The 25,227-nt window shown below is 40.5% G+C and carries 21 protein-coding genes; 9 read left to right on the top strand and 12 right to left on the bottom strand.

Translation table 11 applies throughout. The features are described 5' to 3' along the window. Positions 1-36 precede the first annotated feature (36 nt). From F1E73_RS08135 to F1E73_RS08110, 6 genes are all read left to right on the top strand, one after another. Positions 37-2,064: a GDSL-type esterase/lipase family protein gene (locus F1E73_RS08135; RefSeq protein WP_176328525.1), complete on the top strand. Its 2,028-nt coding sequence runs from the start codon at positions 37-39 to the stop codon at positions 2,062-2,064. A 42-nt stretch (positions 2,065-2,106) separates the two neighbouring features. Further along, positions 2,107-4,158, top strand: a complete 2,052-nt coding sequence (locus F1E73_RS08130; RefSeq protein ID WP_150451630.1) for a family 20 glycosylhydrolase — start codon at positions 2,107-2,109, stop codon at positions 4,156-4,158. Positions 4,159-4,170: 12 nt separating this feature from the next. After that, on the top strand, positions 4,171-4,824 hold the full coding sequence (locus F1E73_RS08125) for an SGNH/GDSL hydrolase family protein (protein ID WP_086478200.1): 654 nt from the start codon (positions 4,171-4,173) through the stop codon (positions 4,822-4,824). Between the two features lie 51 nt (positions 4,825-4,875). Beyond that, a complete protein-coding gene (locus tag F1E73_RS08120) occupies positions 4,876-6,453 on the top strand; it encodes a sialidase family protein (RefSeq protein WP_223883392.1) in 1,578 nt (525 codons plus the stop codon). 45 nt (positions 6,454-6,498) lie between these two features. Then, on the top strand, positions 6,499-7,272 hold the full coding sequence (locus F1E73_RS08115; protein ID WP_150451629.1) for a creatininase family protein: 774 nt from the start codon (positions 6,499-6,501) through the stop codon (positions 7,270-7,272). Between the two features lie 123 nt (positions 7,273-7,395). Next, positions 7,396-8,532, top strand: coding sequence for a sialidase family protein (locus tag F1E73_RS08110; protein WP_086478198.1), 1,137 nt, complete (start codon positions 7,396-7,398; stop codon positions 8,530-8,532). Positions 8,533-8,605: 73 nt separating this feature from the next. Here F1E73_RS08110 and F1E73_RS08105 read toward each other — a convergent pair whose 3' ends face one another. Continuing rightward, the gene (locus F1E73_RS08105) at positions 8,606-9,325 is read right to left on the bottom strand and encodes a FadR/GntR family transcriptional regulator (protein WP_086478197.1); all 720 of its coding nucleotides are present in this window, start codon (positions 9,323-9,325) and stop codon (positions 8,606-8,608) included. A 170-nt stretch (positions 9,326-9,495) separates the two neighbouring features. Here F1E73_RS08105 and F1E73_RS08100 point away from each other — a divergent pair, with 170 nt between their 5' ends. Further along, the gene (locus tag F1E73_RS08100; protein WP_150451628.1) at positions 9,496-10,665 is read left to right on the top strand and encodes an AGE family epimerase/isomerase; all 1,170 of its coding nucleotides are present in this window, start codon (positions 9,496-9,498) and stop codon (positions 10,663-10,665) included. A gap of 111 nt (positions 10,666-10,776) precedes the next feature. On the opposite strand, the gene ribB is transcribed toward F1E73_RS08100, so the two are convergent. From ribB to F1E73_RS08045, 11 genes are all read right to left on the bottom strand, one after another. Next, on the bottom strand, positions 10,777-11,919 hold the full coding sequence (gene ribB / locus F1E73_RS08095) for a 3,4-dihydroxy-2-butanone-4-phosphate synthase (RefSeq protein WP_086478195.1): 1,143 nt from the start codon (positions 11,917-11,919) through the stop codon (positions 10,777-10,779). Continuing rightward, a complete protein-coding gene (locus tag F1E73_RS08090; protein ID WP_245806804.1) occupies positions 11,909-13,330 on the bottom strand; it encodes an LptF/LptG family permease in 1,422 nt (473 codons plus the stop codon). The genes ribB and F1E73_RS08090 overlap by 11 nt, the downstream gene beginning before the upstream one ends. 73 nt (positions 13,331-13,403) lie before the next feature. Further along, the gene (locus F1E73_RS08085; protein WP_086478193.1) at positions 13,404-14,048 is read right to left on the bottom strand and encodes a LolA family protein; all 645 of its coding nucleotides are present in this window, start codon (positions 14,046-14,048) and stop codon (positions 13,404-13,406) included. Between the two features lie 31 nt (positions 14,049-14,079). After that, a complete protein-coding gene (locus F1E73_RS08080; protein ID WP_150451627.1) occupies positions 14,080-16,470 on the bottom strand; it encodes an FtsK/SpoIIIE family DNA translocase in 2,391 nt (796 codons plus the stop codon). A gap of 175 nt (positions 16,471-16,645) precedes the next feature. Beyond that, positions 16,646-17,011, bottom strand: a complete 366-nt coding sequence (locus F1E73_RS08075) for a diacylglycerol kinase (RefSeq protein WP_086478191.1) — start codon at positions 17,009-17,011, stop codon at positions 16,646-16,648. Beyond that, entirely contained in the window at positions 17,004-17,510 is a 507-nt protein-coding gene (gene tpx / locus F1E73_RS08070) for a thiol peroxidase (protein WP_150451626.1), read from the bottom strand. The genes F1E73_RS08075 and tpx overlap by 8 nt, the downstream gene beginning before the upstream one ends. A 194-nt stretch (positions 17,511-17,704) precedes the next feature. Next, positions 17,705-17,962 (bottom strand): DUF6952 family protein, encoded by a 258-nt coding sequence (locus tag F1E73_RS08065; RefSeq protein ID WP_086478189.1) that lies wholly within the window; start codon positions 17,960-17,962, stop codon positions 17,705-17,707. Next, complete coding sequence (locus F1E73_RS08060) at positions 17,943-18,257, bottom strand: thioredoxin family protein (protein WP_086478188.1); 315 nt, start codon at positions 18,255-18,257, stop codon at positions 17,943-17,945. Before F1E73_RS08060 ends, F1E73_RS08065 begins: the two co-directional genes overlap by 20 nt. Positions 18,258-18,335: 78 nt before the next feature. Beyond that, positions 18,336-18,980, bottom strand: coding sequence for a peroxiredoxin (locus tag F1E73_RS08055; RefSeq protein ID WP_086478187.1), 645 nt, complete (start codon positions 18,978-18,980; stop codon positions 18,336-18,338). A 417-nt stretch (positions 18,981-19,397) separates the two neighbouring features. Continuing rightward, a complete protein-coding gene (nhaC, locus tag F1E73_RS08050; protein ID WP_150451625.1) occupies positions 19,398-20,900 on the bottom strand; it encodes a Na+/H+ antiporter NhaC in 1,503 nt (500 codons plus the stop codon). A gap of 205 nt (positions 20,901-21,105) precedes the next feature. Then, positions 21,106-22,305, bottom strand: a complete 1,200-nt coding sequence (locus F1E73_RS08045) for an aminotransferase class I/II-fold pyridoxal phosphate-dependent enzyme (protein ID WP_086478185.1) — start codon at positions 22,303-22,305, stop codon at positions 21,106-21,108. A gap of 156 nt (positions 22,306-22,461) precedes the next feature. On the opposite strand from F1E73_RS08045, the gene F1E73_RS08040 reads away from it, so the two are divergent. Together F1E73_RS08040 and lpdA are read left to right on the top strand one after the other, a co-directional pair. Then, positions 22,462-22,920 (top strand): Lrp/AsnC family transcriptional regulator, encoded by a 459-nt coding sequence (locus F1E73_RS08040; RefSeq protein WP_086478184.1) that lies wholly within the window; start codon positions 22,462-22,464, stop codon positions 22,918-22,920. Positions 22,921-23,037: 117 nt separating this feature from the next. Next, positions 23,038-24,444 carry a dihydrolipoyl dehydrogenase gene (gene lpdA / locus F1E73_RS08035; protein WP_150451624.1) on the top strand — a complete coding sequence of 469 codons (1,407 nt, stop codon included), beginning with the start codon at positions 23,038-23,040 and terminating at the stop codon, positions 24,442-24,444. The last annotated feature ends 783 nt before the right edge of the window (positions 24,445-25,227 follow it).

Genomic DNA, 25,227 nt, shown 5'->3' with positions numbered 1-25,227 from the left:
AATTTTTATTTGCTTATTTTTTTAATGACTTTTTCCATGCATGCACAGCAAATAAAGGTGGCCTGCGTAGGGAACAGCGTTACCTATGGAACTGCAATTGAGAATAGGGAGCGTAATGCTTATCCAGTTCAATTGCAGCAAATGCTCGGGGATGTCTACAAGGTAGCGAACTTTGGACATCCCGGAGCTACTATGCTAAAAAAGGGGCATAAACCTTATTGGGATACCCCTCAATTTGATGCTTCTAAGGCTTTCTTGCCAAATTTGGTCGTAATTCATTTAGGGCTTAACGATCAAGGGAATAATAATTGGCCCGATCATAAGGATAGCTTTGTTTCCGATTATCTAGCGATGATTCAGGAATATAGAGAATTGCCTTCTTCCCCAGAAGTTATCATCTGTCAAATGTCTCCCTCCTTTTCTGGCCACCATTGGTTTGAAGAAGGGATGCGGGAGAATTATTTAGAGATTCAGTCTAAGATAGATCTCATAGGCCAACAAGCTGGAGTTCCTGTGATTAATCTTCAAGAGCCCTTGTACCGATTCCCGGAATACTATGCAGATGATCTTCACCCTGCCAAAGAAGGGGCTACCATAATAGCCAAGAAAATAGCTCAATTTATTAGTGGTGACTATGGAGGATTAGCACTTCCCATGCTTTACGGGGAGCAAATGGTTTTTCAAAGAAATATACCCTTGGTCATCAAGGGGGTGGCAAATGCCACGGACGAGATTACCATACAGTTTAATGGTAAAATCAAGCGCACCAAAGTTTCTCGCCATGGTCAATGGCAAGTTACCTATCCTGCACAGAAAGCGGGCGGTCCGTACCAATTGACGATTTCTTCCAAGCAATCGGGGGAAATCCATATTTCCGAAACCTATGTAGGAGAGGTTTGGTTGGCATCCGGGCAATCCAATATGGCTTTTAAACTGGCCGAGGAAAAGCAGGGAGCCTCCATCCTAAAGGATTCCATAAGCTCCAATATCTTTCTTTTTTCTATGGATCCAAAAGCGCACACTTCCAATCGCGCTTATACCAAGGAGGAGTTGGCATACTGCAATGCGGAAGGCTTTTTTAAACCTTCGGGCTGGAACACGGCTTTAGGGTCTAGCATGGAAAATTTTTCTGCAGTTGCCTACGCATTTGCCTATAATCTTCAAAAAGAATTAAAGGTGCCAGTAGGCATCATTTCCAATGCGGTAGGAGGATCTACCACTCAAAGTTGGATTAGTAGGGAGGCCATGGAGACCACCCATGAAACTATTAGTTTGCTAAACGATACCCATCGTCATCCCTTGGTGCAGCCGTGGGTAAATCAACGCAAGGAGAAAAACATGGTTGCTATGAGCCAATATCGCATTAAAGCTAGGCATCCCTTTGATCCTACCATGTTGTTCGACGCGGGGATTTATCCTATAAAAGATTTCCCCATTAAAGGAGTTATCTGGTACCAGGGAGAGTCTAATGCAGAACGGGAAATATTACATACCAAGCTGTTTAAAATGTTGGTGGCAGATTGGCGTAAGCATTGGAATAATCCCGCTATGGCATTTAATTATGTTCAATTAAGTAGCATCAACAGGCCTAATTGGGGGAAGTTTAGGGATTCGCAACGAAAACTTCTGTCCATTCCCAATACCGGAATGGCCGTGAGCATGGATGTGGGGCACCCCACAAATGTGCACCCCAAAAAAAAATGGGTGGTAGGCAAACGTTTGTCTAAGATTGCCCTGGCAAAAAATTACGGATTGGATATTCCTTTTTCCGGACCCTTGTTAGATTTTGTAAATGTACAGGATAAGGAATTGGAAGTACACTTTCTCCACGGGGAAGGATTGCAGACTACCAATGGAAAATCGGTAACGGATATTGAAATCGCCGGTGATGATAAGGTATTTGTAAAGGCAAAGACCCAAATAGATAGCGGGGTGTTACGGGTTTGGAGCAAACAGGTGAAAAAACCTAGATATGTGAGGTACGGTTATAGTTCCTATTCCGATGGGAATTTGACCAATGCCCATGGGATTCCAGCGTCCACGTTTTCCAATTTGATAGATTGAAAATTTAATAAATATTTAGATACCAACGTTTTACCGTTAAATATGAAGAAAATAGTTGATAAAATAAGGTGGTACTCCTGCAACGCTGGGTTAAATATGGGTGTGGTGCTATTATTTGCTTTAAGTGCCTGTGCTCAAGGAAAGCCGACGCAGCTTGCAGATAAATATCCGCTTATTCCCACGCCACAGGAACTAACTTATGGGAAGAAAGAGGTAACTTTTTCTGGATTACGTCTTGTAAACAACGACTTTAAAACAGCGGAGTTAGCTCCTGAAAAGGTATTGCGTACCGAAGGTCTGTGGACCGATAAAAAAGGACTGGAAGTAGAAATTTTACAAAATTCCAATCTCACCAACCAAGAAGCCTATACCTTAAAAATCGATAAAAAAATAACCATTACTGCCCCTACGGAAAAGGGAGCTTATTATGGTCTGCAGTCCTTGGCCCAGGTGATAAGGGAAAAGGGAAGGAGTTGGAGCTTGCCACAATTGGACATTAAGGATTGGCCCGCTTTTAAAATTAGGGGGTTTATGCACGACACGGGTAGAAACTACCAAAGTGTGGCACAGCTAAAAGAACAAATAGATGTTCTGGCTAAATACAAGTACAATATATTTCATTGGCATTTAACAGATGATCCAGGATGGCGTTTAGAAAGTAAATTATACCCAGAATTAAAAGCAGATACATCCTTTAGCAGGCATGTAGGGAAATACTATACCCAAGAAGATTTTAAAGAAATACTTGCCTACAGTAAGGAACGTCAAATAACGGTGATTCCAGAATTTGATATACCTGGGCACACCAGGGCCTTTAGAAAAGCTTTTGGGATAAAGACGATGAAAGAGGAAAGGGTGCTCCCCATTCTAATAGATCTTTTTGACGAGTTGATGTCACTTGCCGATGCCGAAGAAATGCCCTATATCCACATAGGGACCGATGAAGTTAGGAATGAGCCAGAATATGTGGAAGACGAGATGATTCTTACCTTAATGAACCACATAAAAGGTAAGGGCCGTGAGCTAATAGTATGGAAAGAAGGTATTGAAATTGAAGGGGATAGTACCTCTATTAATCAACTTTGGGCACAACACGAGGTACGTAAGGGACACCGATTTATAGACTCTAGGGCCAATTATATAAATCATTTAGATCCCTTTGCGGGAATGGCTCGTTTGTTTTTCCAACAACCCTGTAGACAGCCTACTGGAGATTCCCTGGCCTTGGGAGGAATATTGTGTGCATGGCCAGACAACAATGTGGCTAATGAACGCGATATATTAAAACAGAACCCCATTTATCCTTCTATTGTTTTTTATTCCGATGCCATTTGGAAGGGTAGGGAGAAAAACTATTTAGAGTATTGGGCCAAACTTCCACCGAAAGGATCCGAAGAGCTGAAAAGGTTTAAGGATTTTGAACAAAAAGTATTGGTACATAGAGACCATTTCTTTAAAGATAAAGAGTTTCCATATGTGGCCCAGACGGAAGCTTTATGGAAGATTATAGGTCCCTTTGATCATAAGGGCGACTTTACAGCCTCATTTCCTGTAGAGAAGGAGTTGCAATCTAGTTATACGGTAGATGGGACCACCTATAAATGGGATGATACTCCGGTAGGGGCAACCATACATCTTAAACATTACTTTGGATTCCCAGCAATAACGGAAGCCAAATCTGGAACCTATTATGCGCATACCAAAATTTATTCTCCAGAGGCGAGGGAACAGACTTTTTGGATAGGGTTTTATGGTTGGTCCAGGTCTGGAGGTAGAAGGGGAGGTCCGGCTCCTAGCCAAGGTCAATGGCATTTTACAGAACCAAAGATTTGGGTAAACAATGAGGAAGTTGCACCCCCAGTATGGCAACAGCCAGAGTTGGCAGTAGCAACCGATGAGATTCCTTTTATAGATGAGGATTATTTTTATAGGGAACCCGCCAAGGTAAAATTGAAAAAAGGTTGGAATACGGTACTTTTGAAGATACCCTATGGAGGCCGTTCTTGGAAATGGATGTATACGTTTATACCCGTGTCCTTGGATGGGAACAACGTTAGAGAGGTACAAGACCTTAAATACGACCCTTCATTTTAATTTAGAATAGTTATGAAGCAGTTTTTATTTCTATTGTCGGTAGGAATCTTGGTTACGAGTGTAAATGCCCAAACCTTTTCCGATCATTATTATCAGCGAAAGGCCTTGTTTGAATCGACCCCAGATACGGAGAACGAAATAATTTTTTTGGGAAATAGTATTACCGAAGGTGGGGATTGGAAAGCTTTGTTTCCCAATGTAAACGCGGTGAATAGGGGAATAAGTGGGGATGTAACAGCGGGTATCCTCAATCGGCTTTCCGAAGTGACTTCTTCACAACCCAAAAAGATATTTCTGTTGATTGGAACCAATGATCTGGCTAGGGGAAAATCCAAATCCTATGTGGTAGATCATGTGGCATCCATTTTGCATGAGATACAAAAAGATTCAGAAAATACGGAGATATTCTTACAGAGTATCCTGCCAGTGAATCCGAAGGTAGGCGACAAATTTTCCGGGCATAAAAGTAATCAGCAACTAATTATGTCGGTAAACCGGTCCCTAGAGGAGCTCGCTAAAAGGAATAATGTTTCTTTTATAGACCTTCATAAAAGATTTAGGAACGCTAAAGGAGCGTTAAAACCAAAGTTTACCTATGATGGCTTGCATTTGAGCAAGCAGGGGTATAAAAAATGGAAACGGGTCCTAAGACCTTATGTCAACTAAAAAATTAATCGGTTAATAGGCTAAGAACCTATAAATAACTACCTTAAAGAGATGATGAGAAAGAATAAATATTATGCAATTATTGCCATAATGGCTTTGGTATTAGGGTCTTGTGGAGATAAAACCAATGCTGAGCATATTAGTGGATTTACCTACGAAACTGGTCAACCCGTACTTCCAGTGCTCACTTTCAAGCAAAAGAATAAGGTGGTGGAAGTTAAATTGTCTATTCCCGAGCAAGGTTCGGACCTGGCAATAACCGCTATGGACTTTAACTTGGAAGGTACTACGGACCTGAGCGATATTACTGCGATGGAAGTATATGCTTCCTTTAAGGAACCTCGTTTTGAAACAGGTACCAAGTTTGGAGGAAGTAATCAAATAAAATCTCAAATACGGATTAAAGGTCATCAACCATTACAGGCTGGAGATAATTATTTTTGGTTGTCCATGGCATTACGGGATACGGTAGATTTATCCAATAAAATAAGTGCCAAAAGTGTATCCATTACCTTGTCTAATGGGCAGGTACTTAAGCCAACCTTAGAGAAGTCTACTACTTCGCAAAGAGTAGGGATAGCTTTAAGGCAGCATAATCAAGACAATGTGGATACCTATCGTATTCCCGGTTTGGTAACTACTAATAAGGGGACCTTAATTGCCGTATATGACAATCGCTATAACGGGCCCGTAGACCTTCAGGCCGATGTAGATGTAGGGATGAGTCGCAGTACGGATGGAGGAACTACTTGGGAACCCATGAAGGTTATTATGGATATGGGTGAATACGGTGGTAAACCTGAGGAGGAAAATGGAATTGGCGATCCCGCCATCCTAGTAGATCGCAATACAGGGACCATTTGGGTTGCTGCGGTATGGGCACATGGACATCCTGGAAAACGTAATTGGCATGCTTCCAATCCAGGTATGACCCCCGAAGAAACAAGTCAGTTTATATTAGTTAAGAGCGAAGACGACGGCCTAACATGGTCCGATCCAATAAATATTACTTCTCAGGTTAAAAAGCCAGAGTGGCAATTATTACTACAAGGGCCCGGAAAGGGTATTAGCCTGAAGGATGGTACCTTGGTTTTCCCTGCCCAATTTAAGGATAAGGATAGAATGCCTCATTCTACAATAATCTATAGTAAGGACCAAGGTACTACCTGGAAAATAGGTACAGGTGCAAGACCCAATACTACCGAGGCACAGGTGGTACAGTTAGATGATGGAAGTCTAATGCTCAATATGCGCGACAATCGAGGTGGAGCAAGGGCGGTGGCCATCACCAAGGACTTAGGAAAAACCTGGGAAGAACATGTTTCTTCAAGAAAAGCGCTAATAGAACCTGTTTGCATGGCTAGTTTAATCAGTTTTGATCATGCAGAGAAGGGAAGAATCCTTTTCTTTTTCAACCCAAATAATGAAAAGCGAAGAACCAATATGACCATCAAGACCAGTTTTGACCAAGGAGTTACCTGGCCAACTGAAAATCAATTGGAGCTTCACGAGGACGACTGCTACGGGTATTCGTGTATGACGGTGATCGATGAAAATCATATTGGTATTTTATACGAAGGGAACAAGGAGTTGTTTTTTGAAAAAGTAAATCTGAACGAATTGTTCTAGCATGATAGGTTGTCTAGGAAATTAAATAGTTAAAAATCCATACCAATGAAAAGCAAGCCAAGACCCTATGTATTAGCAGAAAACAATTGGAAATCCGTAAAGGAAATGGATTACGAGGTGGCCGTTCTTCCGTGGGGAGCTACGGAAGCACATAATTATCACCTTCCTTATGCGACGGATAATATTTTGGCCGAAAATGTAGCAGTTGCGGCAGCAAGGCAAGCCTGGGAAAACGATGCCAAAGTGGTAGTGTTGCCCACCATACCCTTTGGGGTGAATACAGGGCAGATGGATGTAAAGCTATGTATGAATATGAGTCCTAGCACCCAATATGCCGTTTTAAAGGACGTGGTTCAGGTATTGGATGCTCATGACATACGGAAGTTGGTGATAGTGAATGGGCATGGTGGAAATAACTTTAAACAATTTATACGTGAGTTGAGTTTGGAATTTCCCAAGGTATTTGTTTGCGCGTTAAATTGGTGGAACAACACAGATCCCCAACCATATTTTGAGGAACCCGGAGATCATGCCGGAGAATTGGAAACCTCCGTGGTTATGCACCTAACCCCAGAATGGGTTTTGTCTTTGGACCAAGCGGGATCTGGGAAAGGAAAAACTTTTAAAATAAAAGGATTAAAGGAAGGATGGGTAAGCTCCCAAAGGCAATGGACGCAAGTGACTGAAGATACAGGTGTTGGAAACCCTCAATTCTCCACTGCTGAAAAAGGAAAGAAATTCTTTGATGTTTCTGCAAAGAATATTGGAGCGTTTATGGAAGCCCTCTCCAAAGCAGATCTTGAGGATATGTACGAGTAAGTAAATGGAGGAGGATCCCTAAGGAATTCCCTAGGAGCTAATGGTTCAGGTAATTAAAGCTTGGGCTTTCTTCCAAAATGAAGCATGAGTAAAATTGAACAACTATAAATTAATAAACAGAAAATGAGAAAGTTATTTATCGGGCTGTTGTTATGTAGCAGCATGGTCCTTACAGGACAAACGGAAAACCATCAAATTGCCGATGGGGTAAAGGTGTACAAAGACCTATTTAATGCAGAGGAAGTAGATGGAGTAGCCTGTTTTAGGATTCCTGCTATCATTACAGCGCCCAATGGTGATTTAATAGCTGCTATTGACGAGAGAGTTCCTGGATGTGGCGACCTTAAATGGAGTAAGGATATCAATATTGTGATAAGAAGAAGTAGCGACAATGGAAAAACTTGGGGTGATATAGAAACGGTGGTAGACTTCCCTTATGGACAGTCTGCTTCGGATCCTTCTATGATTGTGGATGCAAAAACCAATGAAATATTTATGTTTTACAACTATATGGATTTGGACAAGGAAAGAGATGTATACTACTTCCATGTTGTGAAAAGTGCTGATAATGGAAAAACTTGGACGAAGCCCGAGGATATTACCAGTCAGATTGCCAAGGAAGAATGGCATAATGATTTTAAATTTATCACTTCCGGACGTGGAATCCAGACCAGAGATGGGAAATTATTGCATACTATGGTGAACCTTAACAGCGGACTACACTTATTTGCAAGTGACGACCATGGTAAATCTTGGTATTTGATAGATACTCCAATTCAGCCTGCAGATGAATCTAAGGTAATAGAATTGGCAGATGGTACTTGGATGATTAATGCGCGAGTGAATAATGCGGGGATGCGTTATGTGCACCGTTCTACGGATCAAGGGAAAACATGGACAACTACAGAAGAGCCACAGTTAATAGATCCAGGTTGTAATGCCAGTATCATTAGGTATACCGCTATAGAGGATGGTTACAAGAAAAACAGACTTCTTTTTTCCAATGCTAAAATGGAAAAAGGGAGAATGAATATGACCGTACGTGTAAGTTATGACGAAGGAGAGACTTGGACGGAAGGAAAAACTATTTACACCGGTAGTTCTGCGTATTCTTCTATGACCGTATTGGAAAATGGGGATATAGGATTGTTCTTTGAGCAAGACGGCTACTCTAAAAATCCATTTGTAAGCTTTTCTTTAAAATGGGCTACCGATGGAAAAGATAAGTACAAGAAGCCTTCTAGAAGAAAGAGAAAGTAATTTTTTAGACCGATAGCTCATAGAGATGAAATTGAGCTAAACCAATTGGAAAAAAAATAGCGGGCATTGCCCGCTATTTTTTTTCTTTGTTAAATACTCTATCAAAATGGGGTTCTAAATGTCTGCGCATGGCTACCCTAAAAGTTTCCGGGGTGCCCACTTTAAGATTGTCTAATAACATTCTATGATTTACAAATTCTCCGCTAGAATATTTATAGTCCTTTAAATTGGTATCGTTTAGGTGTACAAATTCAAATACAGGTAAGAGGAGATCCTGAAATTTTTGAAGCGTAGTGTTTTTAGACATTTCATAAAGTTTTCCATGAAATGCAATTTCCTTGTCCAGAGAAAATACACTCTGGTTGTAAGCGGCCTCTTCTTCTAACTGAACAATTTCTTCCAATTCTTCAAGATCGCTTTGGGTTTTATACTCAAAAAGGAAGTCGGCCATCCCCATTTCCATTATCATCCGTAATTCAAACAGGTTTTTTAAGGTGCCTGTTGCTAATAGGGTGGGATCTAACATACGCTCCAGATTATGCATAATATCCGGATTGGTCAAGATCATCCCGCGATGCTTTTTAGATTCAATAATGCCCAAGGTGCGTAATCGGGAAATAGCTTCCCTTACTACAGTGCGACTCACCCCTAGGGATTCTGCAAAATCCATTTCCTTTGGAATGGAATCGCCCGCCTTTAACTTATTCTCTTTTATAAACTGCAATAAGCGCGCCTCCACCTTATCTGCAAGTGATAAGGTCTCTAACGGCTCTAATTTCAACGATTTATCCATAATTTTTGGTAGGTTTATTCTGCAATTAACAAAGAGGTAAATTGCACAACTTGTAAAAATAGTATTGTATCATAAATAAAAAAATAATTCTGCTCTTAACTATTAAAGGAAACTACTGTCTAATATAAGAAATATTTTTAAATTTGTATTATGTCTAACATAAGATTATTATGAAAAATTCTGAGCTTTATAGAAATACCCTGCTGAACGATGTCATTCCTTTTTGGGAAAATCATTCCTTAGATACGGAAAATGGAGGGTACTTTACCTGTCTAGATCAAACTGGAGAGGTGTTTGATACCGATAAATTTGTGTGGCTACAGGGGCGACAGGCTTGGACGTTTTCCATGCTGTACAATCAGGTGGAGAAAAATCCAAAATGGCTTGAAATAGCAAAATCGGGTATCGATTTCCTTCGTGAACACGCCATGGATAAGGATGGGAATTTCTACTTTTCCCTTACTAAAGAGGGGAAACCCTTGGTACAACCTTATAATATTTTCTCGGACTGTTTTGCAGCAATGGCTTTTAGTCAGTACGCAAAGGCTACCGGCGACGAATCCATAAGGGAGTTGGCTAAACAGACCTATTACAATATTTTAAAGAAAAAGGACAATTCTAAAGGTGTTTATGAGAAAAACACGGATGCAAGACCATTAAAGGGGTTTTCGCTTCCCATGATCCTCTCAAATTTAGTATTGGAGTTAGAAGATGTACTAGACGCTGAAGAAATAGAAAAAACCATCGACTTTAGTGTTAGCGAAGTAATGGAGGTGTTTTTACAGAAAGATTCTGGGATTATTTACGAATTTGTTACTCCAGAAGGAAAACTATGCGACAGCTTTAATGGCCGTTTGTTAAATCCAGGACACGGGATTGAGGCCATGTGGTTTATGATTGATATAGGGGTAAGAAAAAATGATAAAGACCTAATAGAAAAGGCTACCCAGGTTATCCTAAATATTCTGGAGTATAGCTGGGATGAAGAGCATGGGGGAATATTCTATTTCTTGGATGCCAAGGGGAAACCCCCACAGCAGTTAGAATGGGACCAGAAATTATGGTGGGTGCATTTAGAAACCCTAGTAGCTTTGTCCAAATCTTTTGAGCATACAGGGAATAAGAAAATAGGGGAGTGGTACCAAAAAGTACACGACTATGCGTGGAGCCATTTTTCAGATCCAGAGAATGGCGAATGGTTTGGGTATCTTAACAGGGAAGGAAAGCCGTTATTAACTTTAAAAGGTGGTAAGTGGAAAGGCTGTTTCCACGTTCCAAGAGCTATGTTCCAATGTTGGAAGAGTTTCGAAAATATTGAGGCCAAAGGGCAAAGTTTATAAGGTAGTCAGTACTTTGAAGCTTATAAAAATGAAAAGGCCGATAATTTTAATTACCGGCCTTTTTTTTATACTGTACTCCTTTATAAATTTGAAGTGAGCTGTACTGATGTATTAATAGGTGACGTATTCTACAATATCTAGCCCGTATCCTACAATTCCTACTCGTTTAATATGAGACGAATTGGTTAGCAATCTAATTTTGGCGATATCTAGATCGTGCAGAATCTGTGCCCCAACTCCAAAATCTTTGGCGTCCATATCTACTTTAGGGGCCTTGTAAATTCCTTCTTTTTGTAACTTTTTTAATTCGCCCAATCTACCCAAGAGGTTCAGTGATTTGCTTTCTTGATTGATAAAAACGATAGCTCCTTTGCCCTCGGTGTTAATGGCATTGAACATGTCTTCCAACTTCTTATCGGGATTATTGGTCAGCGTTCCTAGGATATCGTTGTTAATTAAGGTAGAGTTTATACGTGTAAGTACCTTTTCATCTTTTTTCCAGCCTCCTTTTGTCAACGCTATATGCACCTGATTGTTGGTGGTCTGTTGGTAGGCCCTGAGTCTAAACTTGCCAAACCTGGTCATTATATCAAAATCCTCCTTTTTTTGGATTAAGCTATCGTGCTCCATTCGGTAGGCCACCAAATCTTCTATAGAGACAATCTTTAAATCAAACTTCTTGGCCACCTGGTATAACTGAGGTAGTCTGGCCATGGTGCCATCATCGTTCATAATCTCAACAATAACCCCAGCTGGCTGTAGTCCGGCTAAACGGGCAAAGTCTATGGCCGCCTCCGTGTGTCCGGTTCTCCGTAAAACCCCTCCATCTTTGGCTACCAGCGGAAAAATATGTCCTGGCCTTGCCAAATCGTGCGGTTTTAGGTCTTGTTTGGTCATAGCGAGCACGGTCTTGGCTCTATCTGAGGCAGAGATACCTGTGGTAACTCCTTCTCCCCGTAAGTCTACCGAAACCGTAAAGGCGGTTTCCATAGGATCCGTATTGTTATGAACCATCATATGTAAACCCAATTCCTTACACCTTTGTTCCGTCAGGGGGGCACAGATAAGTCCCTTTCCGTGAGTGGCCATAAAGTTGATCATCTCAGGGGTAGCTAGTTCAGCAGCTGCAATAAAATCGCCCTCATTTTCCCTGTTCTCATCGTCCACTACAATAATAACCTTCCCTTGCCTAATATCTTCAATGGCTTCTTCTATGGTATTTAGTGTAATGGTGTCATCCACTTTAGTTGTCATGCGTAGCAGTTTTATTAAACTTTTTAAATAATCCTTTAAAAAAATCTATAGTACTTCCAAAGGTCACCAAGCCTTTATCGGTGGTGGCCCGTCTTGTTAGAAAAACACCTAAAGGTAACATAATAAAGGTAGGTAGCCATGCCCCAATAATAGGATGGATGTTACCTTCCTTGGCATAGTTGCCAGAAAATACCCCAATAAAGTAATAGGTAAGAAATAATATAATAGCAATTACCATGGGTAGTCCTAGTCCGCCTTTTCGTATAATGGCTCCTAGGGGAGCTCCCACAAAAAAGAGGATTATACAGGATAGGGCCAAGGCATATTTTTTATGCAGCGATAGAATATGCAGACGGTAAATCTTGTATTTAATCTGTAATTCTTGTCGCTTTCCTTTAATAGTGGTTAAAATATTGGCTGTAGCCGTTTTTGCACTGGACAACAATTGCATTTTTTGATACTCCGGGTATAGGGAAACTATACTGTCCGTGGAAACCGTGGTCCCTAGGGAATCCCTTTCCCGCTTCTTCTCTGCAATTACTTTGGCCGATAGAGAATCTGGTTTATTAAGCTTTATAAAAGCACCCATTCTATTGACAATATTCTTGGAAAAGGCCGTTACCGCTTTAACATTGTCTTCTTGCAAAGAGTCAATGTCTTTGGACAAGCGCGTAATATTTTTCATTTTTTCCGTACTAATGTCCCGCTCCTCATTGAGGTCTACATCATTTAAATCGGAAACATCCTTATTAATGGTATAGGTTTTAAAATTGGCCTTTGCAAACGGATTTTTCAGTCGGCCCTGAGCGCTTTTGGCGGTCATTTCTTCATAATAGTTCCCGTCCTTGAGCACCAATTGAAGGATATCCGACTTCTCACTACTAATAAGTTCTCCGGATTCTGCTTTAATCACCGTGGTATTTACGCCCCTTCCAGATTTTTTGTGAATAATAACATTGTCTAGGAACCGATCTTTCTCCCCATATTTCCTATCTACCTTCATATTCATATCCGTTCCTTCCAAATCACTGAAAACCCCTTCCGTAATAATTGCGGCAGGCTTTACCTTGGCAATATTTCTCCGTAAGTTATAGATTTTCTGTTCTGAGATGGGGATGATGTTGTTGGCGAAATAGAAAGTAAGTCCGCCCAAAAAGGTTACAAATATGATAAGACCCAGCATGGACCGCTGCAGGGAAATACCCGATGCTTTCATAGCTGCAAATTCGTAGTTCTCGGCAAAGGATCCAAAGGTAAGGATAGACGATAGTAATACCGTTAAGGGGATTACCCGTTCCATGAGGTTGGGCAATAGGTAGAACATAAACTTGCCAATAATTAGCAGGTCTAGCCCCTTCCCAGCCAAGTCGTCAATAAATAACCATATCGTTTGAAAAATAAAGATGAACATCAATATTACAAACGAACTGAAAAAATTAAAGAGGAACCTCGATAATATATATCGGTCTAGAATTTTCAATGCTTTAATTTCTTATAATGTAGTACCCGTTTTCTATGTACTTGTCCTCATCAAAAGTAAATAAGGTTTTGGACAAAGGTTGGTCAATTTTAAAAGAATTAACAGTAATTGTGGTTTTGGTCCCGTTCTTACCGGTTTCTATTAACTTGTAAATATGCTTGGTTTCTACATCCACTCCTAAAAGGATCGATTTTGTTTCAGAATTACTATCGATGGGAGTTAGCTTTACAAACTGTATTTTTCTTCCCTGAACATTTTGTAGGATATCCCAATCGTAGCGATGTCCTTCCTTGTAAAAAGTCAACATTTTGGAAGGGGTGATGGTATTTTCATCGTCTATTTTTTCCTCTACGGTAACCTCTTCATTTTCTGGAACTACGGTATATACTTTCTTCCCGTCGTACAATTGTTTGGCACCCATATAATTAAACACATATTTATCGCCCTGCATAGTAACGTCTCCGCGGGTATCTGTGTTAATATTGGCCTCCTCGTTCCGAAGGGAGTACTTGAAATCCACAAAAATATTATCGTAGCTCATTACCTTATTGTAAACTTCATCCAATAGGGATTTGGCCTTATTAGAGTCTTGGGCCATGGCCATGGTACTGCTAATGGTAAATAGTACTAGGAGAAATAATCTTTTCATCTTCTTTTCTTTATCTATTTGTTAATGTCCTTTAGGGCGTTTCATTGCTCAGGAGCTGATCTAACGCAATCATATCTTGCACCAGTACTTGTCTCGCCTTACTGCCTTCAAACGGACCTACGATCCCTGCAGCTTCCAATTGGTCTATTATTCTTCCTGCGCGGTTATAGCCCAATTTTAGCTTTCTTTGGATTAACGAGGCAGACCCTTGTTGTGCAATAACAATTACTTCGGCCGCTTCCCTAAACTTAGCGTCCCTTTCGGAAATATTATAATCAATACCTGTGCCAGACTCGTCGTTTCCAACATATTCTGGAAGCATATGGGCATCTGGATAGGCTCTTTGAGACCCAATAAAGTCCGTAATCTTTGCTACCTCAGGGGTGTCAACAAATGCACACTGAATTCTAGTAACTTCGTTGCCCTGGGTAAAGAGCATATCTCCACGACCAATTAACTGATCGGCGCCTTGGGCATCTAGAATGGTCCTAGAGTCTATTTTGGAAGTCACCCTAAATGCTATTCTAGCCGGGAAGTTGGCCTTAATAATACCCGTAATCACATTTACCGACGGTCTTTGGGTAGCAATTATTAAATGTATACCTACCGCCCTGGCCAATTGGGCTAATCTGGCAATAGGGGTCTCTACTTCCTTACCGGCAGTCATAATAAGATCGGCAAATTCATCAATGACCAAAACGATGTAAGGAAGGAACATATGCCCGTCATTGGGATTTAATTTTCGAGCCTTAAACTTAACGTTGTATTCTTTGATGTTTCGCACCATGGCCACCTTTAATAGCTCGTACCTATTATCCATCTCTATGCAGAGTGAATTTAAGGTGTTAATTACCTTGGCGTTATCCGTGATGATGGCTTCCTCAGAATCGGGCAGTTTGGCCAAGTAATGACGTTCTATTTTGTTAAATAGGGTTAGTTCTACCTTTTTTGGATCTATTAGCACAAACTTTACCTCGGCAGGATGTTTTTTAAAGAGCAAGGATGTTAATACCGCATTTAATCCCACGGATTTACCCTGTCCTGTAGCACCAGCCATTAGTAGGTGGGGCATTTTAGCCAAATCTACTACAAAGGTCTCATTGCTAATAGTCTTCCCAAAGGCAATAGGTAATTGCATTTCGGCCTTTTGGAATTTGCTGGAGGCAATTACGGACCGCATGGAAACAATAGTGGCATTTTTATTGGGCACCTCAATTCCTATGGTTCCCTTCCCTGGAATTGGGGCAATAATACGGATTCCCAAGGCTGCGAGGGAAAGGGCAATATCGTCTTCCAAGTTTTTTATTTTGGAAATACGCACCCCAGCATCCGGGACAATCTCATATAAGGTTACCGTTGGTCCAATAGTAGCTTTAATCTGGGCAATGCCAATTTTGTAGTTCTTTAGGGTGTCTACAATCTTGTTTTTATTTTCCTCTAGCTCCTCCTGGTTAATGGTAATTCCGCCCGAAGCACCGTGATGGTCTAGGAGATCCAAAGTCGGAAATTTGTAATTCCCTAACTCTAGAGTGGGATCAAATTCCCCAAAATCTTCCACCAATTTACTGGAGATATTATCCACCTCTTCGGTCTCTTCGTTTATTTTCTCCACTTCCATAGCGATGGTCTCCTCCTCATGGCCTACATTAATTTGGAGTTCATCTTCTGTTTCCTCCTTCTGTATTGGGGGAATGTCTTTCTTATGGGTATAGGTATCCATGGAAACCACGGCTTCTTCCTCTTCTTCTTCCGTTAGCGCGAAATTCTCCTTATCTGCAGCAACGGATGAAATAGGGGAGGGATCTGTAGCTGTTTTAAATTCTGAAGCCACCGATTTTTTCTTCTTTTTTATGTAGGCTACAGCTGCCTCTGGTGAAAATTGAAAGAATCGCACCAATATTACAATCAGTCCAAATAACAGTAAAAGAAATACCCCTATTTTACCGCCATAATCTTGTAGGAAGTCGTTTATTTCAAAGCCTACCATACCGCCCAAGAGGGGTTTGGATGGGGCGAAAAATCCGAAGGCAATGGATATCCAAATGATAAAGACCAATCCCCAGTACCATTTTCTGAGCAGCCCTTGTTTGGAGAGGCTGAAAAATAAATGAGTCCCAGAAATAAATATAAGGAAGGTGAATATGAGGGACGAGATACCAAATCCTTGGTAGAGGACTAAATGCCCTATACTGGCCCCAAACTTATTTAAAAGGTTTTTAGCTTGTTCTTTCCTGTTAGAAAACTCACTTAGGATGCTTTGGTCATCTTGCCAAGTGAAGTAAAAGGAAAGGAAAGAAAAAAACAGGGCTACGCCCAGCAACATCAACAAACCACCCAAAATAACCTTGTTCTTTTTAGATAGTTTAAAGGGGAAGCCTTTTTTGGTAGGGGTCGACTTAGATTTTCTTGCCTTCTTTGTCATTACATCTTTTATTCTGGGGGCTAAATTACAAATTTACTGGTATACGGAACTCTACTTTTTGCCAATCTATAGGGGTTGGCCATGGCTTATCCCTATGTGGGGCTGTTAGCGACTGTATACCAATCAACTCCATTTATCCACATATATTTTATAGTTGCAAGAAATAATAAGGATCTCAAAAAATCTTTGGAATATAGATAATGAGTCCAACAACGCAGGCGGCGATCGATACTAGAAGAACTGCACCGGCCGCTATATCCTTTATAAACCCAATTCTTGGATCGAAATTGGGCTGCACAAAATCGGATAGTTTTTCTATAGCCGTATTCATTCCCTCTATTCCGAGCACCAAGGCGATGGCAAGAACTTGTAGGCTCCATTCTGTACCAGAAATGTCAAAATAAAAGCCTGCAGCGGTCATTATCAAACTAATAAAGACCTGAACCTTTAAACTGGCCTCGGTCTTTATTAGTAATATAGCGCCTTTCACCGCAAAACCTATGCTGCGGATCCTATTGACAAGGAAACTTTCCTTAGGCATTCAATAAGGCTTCTAATGCTGCTTTGTAATTGGGCTCATCTACGGTCTCTGCTACTTGCTCCGTGTAGAGAACTTTCCCTTCTTCATCCAAAACTACCACAGATCTGGAAAGAAGTGGGGCAAGCGGACCGTCTGTAAACGCTACCTTATAAGCTTCGCCAAAATTTCCATCTTTAAAATCGGAAAGCATTTCTACATTTTCTATTCCTTCTGCACCACAAAAACGTCCTTGTGCAAATGGAAGGTCTTTGGAAATACACAATACTACGGTATTCTCTAATTCGGCCGCTTCTTTGTTGAAATGACGTACAGATTGAGCGCAGGTTCCGGTATCTATGCTGGGAAAAATGTTTAATACTACCTTTTTTCCTTTGTAGTCGGATAAGGTGGCGGAGGAAAGATCTCCTTTAGTTAAAGTAAATGCCGGAGCATTGCTGCCTGTGGCAGGCAAAGTTCCTATTGTATTGATGGGATTTCCCTTAAGTGTTACAGTAGCCATGATTCTTAGTTTTAATTTGCCGTGAAAATAAAAAATATATAGCGTAAATGTAAGCAATCATGGATAAAAAAGTAGGTTGCTACAGTTTATGCGAAGAATTGGGGTATTTTAATCAAAAAAAGCCGTTTATAAAAGGATTTCCTATTTATAAACGGCTTTGTATTTTATTTGTTAGACCGGTACGCCTAGAGTACTTACTGGTCAATAGATCCCAAAACCCTTTGCATAAACTCATTGAGGGCATCTTTTTGGGATTTGCCTTCTTGAATGGACTTGTTGACTTCCAACGCTCCATATAGATTTGAGATCAATTCTCCTATAACATCCAGTTCTTCGTCCTTTAAGGAAGATACCTCCGAGATAGACTCTAAAGTTTCTATGGTTTCCAAAACATAGTCCTCGTCATTTTCGGCGATGAACTCGGTAAGTTGCTTAATTACTGGTAATTTCACTAATCAAATCTTTTAGCACATCGTGCTTGTTAGTCTGTACCTGATTCTTGATCTCCCCATTCTCAAAAACTGCAAACGTAGGTAGGTTATCTACCTTGGCCAATTTTCTGGACTCAGGAAACTTTTCAGCATCCGCAAGTACAAAGGTGATCCCTTCATTTTCGGAAGCTTCTTTTTTAAACTTAGGCTTCATAATTCTACAGTTACCACACCATGTGGCAGAATACTGTACAACTACCTTTTTATTCTGATCGATAATCTCCTTAAGATTATCATTTTCTAATTCTAATATCATATCTCTAAATTTTTAAATTCGTACTTAAAGAAGAGGAGTCCATTACTTTAATGGACTCCTGATACTTATTGATAGCTCTTAGTTAGAATGAGTGGCCAAGTAACTAGCTACTCCGTCTCTATCAGCAGTCATTGCTTCTTTGCCTTCTTCCCAGTTTGCAGGACAAACTTCTCCTTTTTGCTGAACGTGGGTATAAGCGTCAATTAAACGAAGGTATTCGTTTACGTTTCTTCCTAAAGGCATATGGTTAATTCCTTCGTGGAATACAGTACCTTCCTCATCAATTAAGTAAGTGGCACGGTAAGTTACGTTGTCACCTTCAACGGTTACTACACCAGTCTCTTCGTTGTACTGCTCATTGGTGATGTCTAAGATACCTAGGGTAGAAGCAAGGTTTCTGTTGCTATCTGCCAATATTGGGTAAGTAACACCTTCAATTCCTCCATTTTCTTTGGAAGTGCTTAACCAAGCGAAGTGAACTTCTGCAGTGTCACAAGAAGCACCGATTACTATGGTATTTCTACTTTCAAACTCGCTCAAAGCATTTTGGAAAGCGTGTAATTCTGTTGGACATACAAAGGTGAAATCCTTTGGGTACCAAAACAGGAGTACTTTCTTATTGTTTTTTTTGGCTTCTTCTAAAACGTTCAGTTTAAAAGTATCGCCCATTTCATTCATTGCGTTTACACTAAGATCTGGAAATTTTCTTCCTACAAAAGTCATATGTTTAATTTTTATTGTTGATTTCTGATACAAAATTACAGCTTATATCAAGCTTTGGAAGAAATTTGGATCTAAAAAATTTATAAGGTTATAGCTTTAATAGATGGCTCACTATTACTACGGGGGTCAATCATGGTTTTGTGAGGTTTATATGGGGTTTTAGGACCTGTCTTCCTCCTAAACCCGCTATATCGGTACGGTTGTAATGAACAGGAATTTAATGAATGTTCCTTAGTGTTTTAATGCTAGTGTGGCTCAATGGTAAACACCTATTTATTTAATATTAAGCCGTAGCGATTATTTAACTAGAAGGGAGCTCATTTATAGGCTAAATGTATAACATAGCTGATGCTGTAAAAAGTATTCCCAATGTGAATTACGCTCCAATGAGGTAATTGCCCTTGGAAAGATAGACCATTAACTTTTAGCGAACTCCATCGTATTGTTGGCCAGCTGTTTTATCTTAATATTAAAGGCAGCAAAAATTAACGTCATAAACGGACTCAACCAATTAAATATGGCATAGACGAAATATTCTGCCACGCCTATTCCCAATACTCCGGAATGGTAGGCACCACAGGTATTCCACGGTATAAGCACAGAGGTAACTGTTCCAGAATCTTCCAAGGTACGACTAAGGTTTTCTGGGGCTAAGCCTTTTTCTCGATACGCTTTTGTAAACATCTTACCGGCAACCACAATGGATAGATACTGATCCGAGGCGGTAAGGTTCAATGCCAAACAACTGGCAACCGTACTGGCAAATAAACTAAAGGTGGATTTTGCTAAACTTAAAAGGGCACTACTAATTCTTGCCAGGGCACCAATGCCATCCATAACCCCTCCAAAAACCATGGCGCATATAATTAACCAGATTGTCCCCAGCATTCCTGTCATTCCCTTGGAAGAAAATAGATCGCTCAGGACCGCATTTTCGGTGGCAATATTAGTCTGTATAGTGATAGCGTTCATTATTCCCCGATATCCGGATTCTATAGTAAGCGATGAGGCTCCAGTGAGCTCCATAACAATATTGGGTTGGAAAATTAAGGCGAATACTGCTCCTAATAAGGTACCTACTAACAAAGCCATAAGGGGAGGAGCCTTTTTAAGAATAAGAACTACTACCGCTAGCGGCACCAAAAATAGCCATCCATTAATGTTAAAGGTTTGCTCTATAGAATTCATTATCTCTTGGGTGTCTGCCGTACCACTGGTATCCAAGGTGAAGCCTAGGATGACAAATACCAATATAGTAACAATTATAGTAGGAACTGTGGTAAGAGCCATATACTTAATGTGGCTAAATAGTTCGCTACCAGCCATGGCAGGTGCTAAGTTGGTGGTGTCACTTAAAGGCGACATTTTATCCCCAAAATACGCTCCAGACAAGATGGCGCCTCCAGTCATCCCTAAGGGAATTCCCAGGGTGGTGCCAATACCTACCAGAGCAATACCCACCGTAGCCGAAGTGGTCCATGAGCTTCCAGTGGCCACGGAAATCACCGCACAGATTATAACACAGGCAGCTAGAAAAATAGTGGGATTTAAAATTTGAAGTCCATAATAGATCATGGTGGGGATAATTCCACTGATAAGCCAAGTACCAGAAAGCGCCCCTACCATAAGTAGGATGAGTAAGGCACCCGTGGTAGATTTCACATTATCTGCCACCTCGGCAATCATTTTACCGTAGGGGACCTTATTTAACACCCCTACAATCGCCGCAACAGCACCTCCCATAAGAAGGATAAATTGGTTAGAGCCACCCAGCGCATCGTCTCCAAAAACAAAGACATTATAGGATAGCATTCCTACCAGTGCAAATACAGGTATGAGAGCTTCCCAAATATTTAATTCCTTGTTTTCTGTAATATGTTCATTTTCAGTTTGGCTGGGGGTAGGGCTTTGGTTTTGCATCTATCTGTTCTTAGTTCCTGGGTAATATTACGATTTTGCCCAATGTTCTGCAAGCCTAAATGAAATAGGTTCCAATTTGGGCACCCCCATTTCTAGACAATGCCCCTTTATATCCTTGTTAAGGTAAACACCTCTTATGCATATAATTGAAATGGTATAATTTTTTACCAGTGGCTAGTAATTATTGGTGAGACAAACAAATTGTTTAAAGGATACCCAACTCCTTAATACAACTTTTCATGGTGGTATAAGTACGCTCAATATTATCATCCAGCCCTATAGAGAAGCGAATCAGTCCATTGGAAAGTCCCATTTCCAATTGTTCTTCCATCGGAATCTCGGAAGAGGTAGAAGAGCCTGGTGCACTAAAGAGGGTTTTGTAAAATCCGAGGCTTACTGCTAAATAGCCAAGGTTTTTCTCTTGCATTAGCTCCATAAGTGCGTTTGCCTTTTCCAAAGAACCAACATCAAGGGTTAATAAGCCTCCATAGCCGTATGCTGCATTGTATTGTTGAATCATGGTCTTATGGTCTTTGTGCGATGCCAATCCGGGATAACCTACCTTGAGTCCGTCCTCTTCAAATTTCTGGGCCAAATACAGTGCATTTTCACTGTGTTTTTTCATTCTAATATGTAGGGTTCGCATATTTTTTAAGATAGATGCCGCCCGTAAACTATCTAACGTACTCCCTAAAAGCATTCCCGCACCAGAATTTACATCTTTTAGACTAAGACAGAAATCTTTAGTACCACAAACGGCTCCAGCAACACAGTCGCTTGTTCCATTAATAAATTTAGTGAGGCTATGAATTACAATATCGGCCCCTAATTTTGCAGGGGTAATAGATAGGGGAGAAAAGGTGTTATCTACCACCAACGGAATACCGTGCTTTTTTGCAATGCGAGACATCGCTTCAATGTCCGTTACCTCTAGCAGGGGATTACTGACCGACTCACAGTAAATCATTTTTGTTTTTTGCGTAATAGCCTTGGTTACCGCCTTTGTATCCGTGGTGTCCACAAATGAAATGCGGATATCAAATTTCTTCAAAAAGTTCTTCATGAAAGCATAGGTGCCTCCATAGATTGTTCTACTGCTAACAATATGGTCTCCCGCGTTGCACAATTGTAAGATAACAGCTGTGATGGCCCCCATACCACTGCCTGTTACATTAGCAGTTTCCGTACCTTCCAGGGCCGCTAAAGCCTCTCCTAAATATAAATTGGATGGGGAAGAGTGTCTGCTATACAGATAGCAACCCTCCGTGTTCCCTTCAAAAGTATCGAACATGGTTTTGGCTGACAAAAATGTATAGGTGGAAGAATCGGAAATGGAGGGATTAACTCCACCAAATTCTCCAAAATATTGTAAGTCTTGTAAATGATCGGCACCTTTATACTTCATGATATATCTTTTTATTTATCTATAAATTTATGTATTTATAGTGATGTAATCAATGAAATAGCTAATTTGCAGTATATAAAACTAAATGAACGTTGTATTTAGATTTTATTTCTACTAATCCAATATTGGGGTTTTTAATACCGAAAATATATCAGCATGAAATTGGACGCAACAGATTTAAAGTTATTGAGACTGCTGCAACAGAATAGCAAGCGAACCACTAAAGAGTACGGCTTGTTGTTGGGGCTTTCAGTTACCGCAACCTATGAACGTATAAGGCGTTTAGAGAAAACGGGGGTGATTACCAAGTACGTAGCCCTGGTAGATAAGAAGAAGGTGAATAGATCGTTTGTAGTGCTGTGCCACGTAAAGCTAACACAACATACAAAAGATCATATAGCCCAGTTTGAGCGGGAAGTGCTTCAATTGGACGAGGTGGTGGAGTGCCATCATATTAGTGGCGATTACGATTATATCCTTAAAATATATGTGGGGGATATGGAAGCGTATCGCGACTTTATGGTGACTAAGCTTACGGCCCTAAACCATATAGGTAGTACTCAAAGCGCCTTTGTTATTAAGGAGGTGAAAAACAACACGGAAATTCCGCTCTAAGCCCTAAAAAAATAAAACCATCTTAATTTCGCAAACTTGCTTGGTTGTGCAACCACAAAACATTTGTATTTTTGTTTCAATTAAGTTAAAACTAATCTTTATCAATACATTAATAATATGACCCAATACGATGTAGCCATTATTGGCTCCGGTCCTGGAGGATATGTCGCTGCTATTAGATGTGCCCAATTAGGAATGAAAACCGCAATTATAGAGAAGTATTCCACCTTAGGGGGCACCTGCCTGAACGTTGGTTGTATACCATCCAAAGCTTTGTTGGATTCTTCGCATCATTATGAGGATGCAGTGAAGCATTTTGAAACACACGGTATTGACATTCCGGGTGAAATAAAGGTAGATTTGGAAAAGATGATTTCCAGAAAACAATCTGTAGTGGACCAAACCTGTGATGGGGTAAAATTCTTGATGGACAAGAATAAGATCACTGTATACGAAGGCTTGGGAAGTTTTAAGGATGCTACGCATATTAATATTGCCAAGGCCGATGGGGAAACAGAAACCATTGAGGTAAAGAATGTAATTATAGCTACTGGTTCCAAACCATCGAGTCTTCCTTTTATAAAGCTAGATAAAGAGCGTGTAATTACCTCTACGGAAGCATTGAAACTGAAAGAAATTCCAAAACATTTAGTAATCATCGGAGGAGGAGCTATCGGATTGGAACTGGGTCAGGTATACAAGCGATTGGGTGCAGATGTGACCGTAGTAGAATTTATGGATCGTATCATTCCAGGAATGGATGCAGCCTTATCCAAGGAGTTAACAAAAGTGATGCGGAAGCAGAAGGTGAAATTCTTGGTATCGCACAAGGTAAAATCCGTGGAGAACAATGGCAACGAGGTAGTTATTAAGGCTGATGATAAAAAAGGAGCCGAAGTAGAACTGAAAGGAGACTATTGTTTAGTTGCGGTAGGTAGAAGACCTTTTACCGAAGGTCTAAATCTAGAAGCTGCAGGAGTACAATTAGAGAAAAACGGCACCATAGCTGTTAATGATCATTTACAAACCAATGTTCCTAACATATACGCAATTGGCGATGTAGTTCGTGGTGCTATGTTGGCGCATAAAGCGGAGGAGGAAGGAACTATGGTAGCCGAATTATTGGCGGGACAAAAGCCTCATATAGATTATAACCTTATTCCCGGGGTGGTTTATACATGGCCAGAAGTAGCGGCTGTTGGTAAAACCGAAGAGCAATTGAAGGAGGAAGGAACTCAGTACAAAGTGGGGCAGTTTCCAATGAGAGCATTGGGACGTTCCCGTGCTAGTATGGATTTGGACGGATTTGTAAAAATTCTTGCCGATAAGGAAACCGATGAAGTACTTGGGGTACATATGATAGGGGCTCGTGCGGCCGATTTGATTGCTGAAGGTGTTACAGCCATGGAATTTAGGGCATCAGCCGAAGATATCTCAAGAATGAGTCACGCGCACCCTACCTATGCCGAGGCAATTAAGGAAGCAGCGCTAGCAGCAACCGAAGATCGCGCTTTGCATATCTAAACAGCATTTTAATTATAGCTAACACATAAAAAAAGACTTGTTGGGTTTCCATCAAGTCTTTTTTTTGTTCAAGGTTTAATGTTTTAGGTTCAAGGTAGCGCTTTCCAGATATTTCATGGAAACATGTAACTACATACGGGAAAAGGTATGGCATTCGGTTCTGCAAACGTTTAGCGGGTGGTTTCTGGCTCCAAGACGGTACTTGCAAATGAACAAGTTTAAGGTCTCTTGTGTATCTTTCTGCATTAGATTATGTAATTAGCTGTTAACTTGATAATTGGCGCGGTTGGAAATTATCAAATAATGCTTCATAAAGCTAGAAATATAGATTTGCGTTATTTCGCTACACGTATGAGTCACCAAATCTATCATCTAACTAACTGCGCAAATCTCTGTTAGCAGCTGATTATGTTTTATTGTTCCTTAAGTCATTCTCACTTATTTTAATGAAAACATCTAAGTTAACTGGAATTATCTTTTGTTGTTTTTTGTAACTGATGGGTTAAGCGCTTATAGTCAATTATTTTCCCATATCTGCTTTTCATTTCTTTTGCTCGCCCAAAAGAAACGAAACAAAGAAAAAGGCGCCTTATCCAATGAATTTTTTCGACAAAGAGGTCGAAAAACCATGACCGAAACTCCGCGTCGCTACGTGCCTACGCTCCTGATCTCGGAGCTTTCGCTCATTATTCTGCGGATAAGGAGTTTCGCTTCGCCATTTAGGTAGTATATTCCTAAGAAAACACCTGAAACTATGTTAGCTAAAGTTCGCGTTCTCGGGCC

Source organism: Arenibacter lacus (assembly GCF_008711145.1).
Lineage (GTDB): Bacteria > Bacteroidota > Bacteroidia > Flavobacteriales > Flavobacteriaceae > Arenibacter > Arenibacter amylolyticus.
This window is presented reverse-complemented; position numbering and strand designations above follow the sequence as displayed.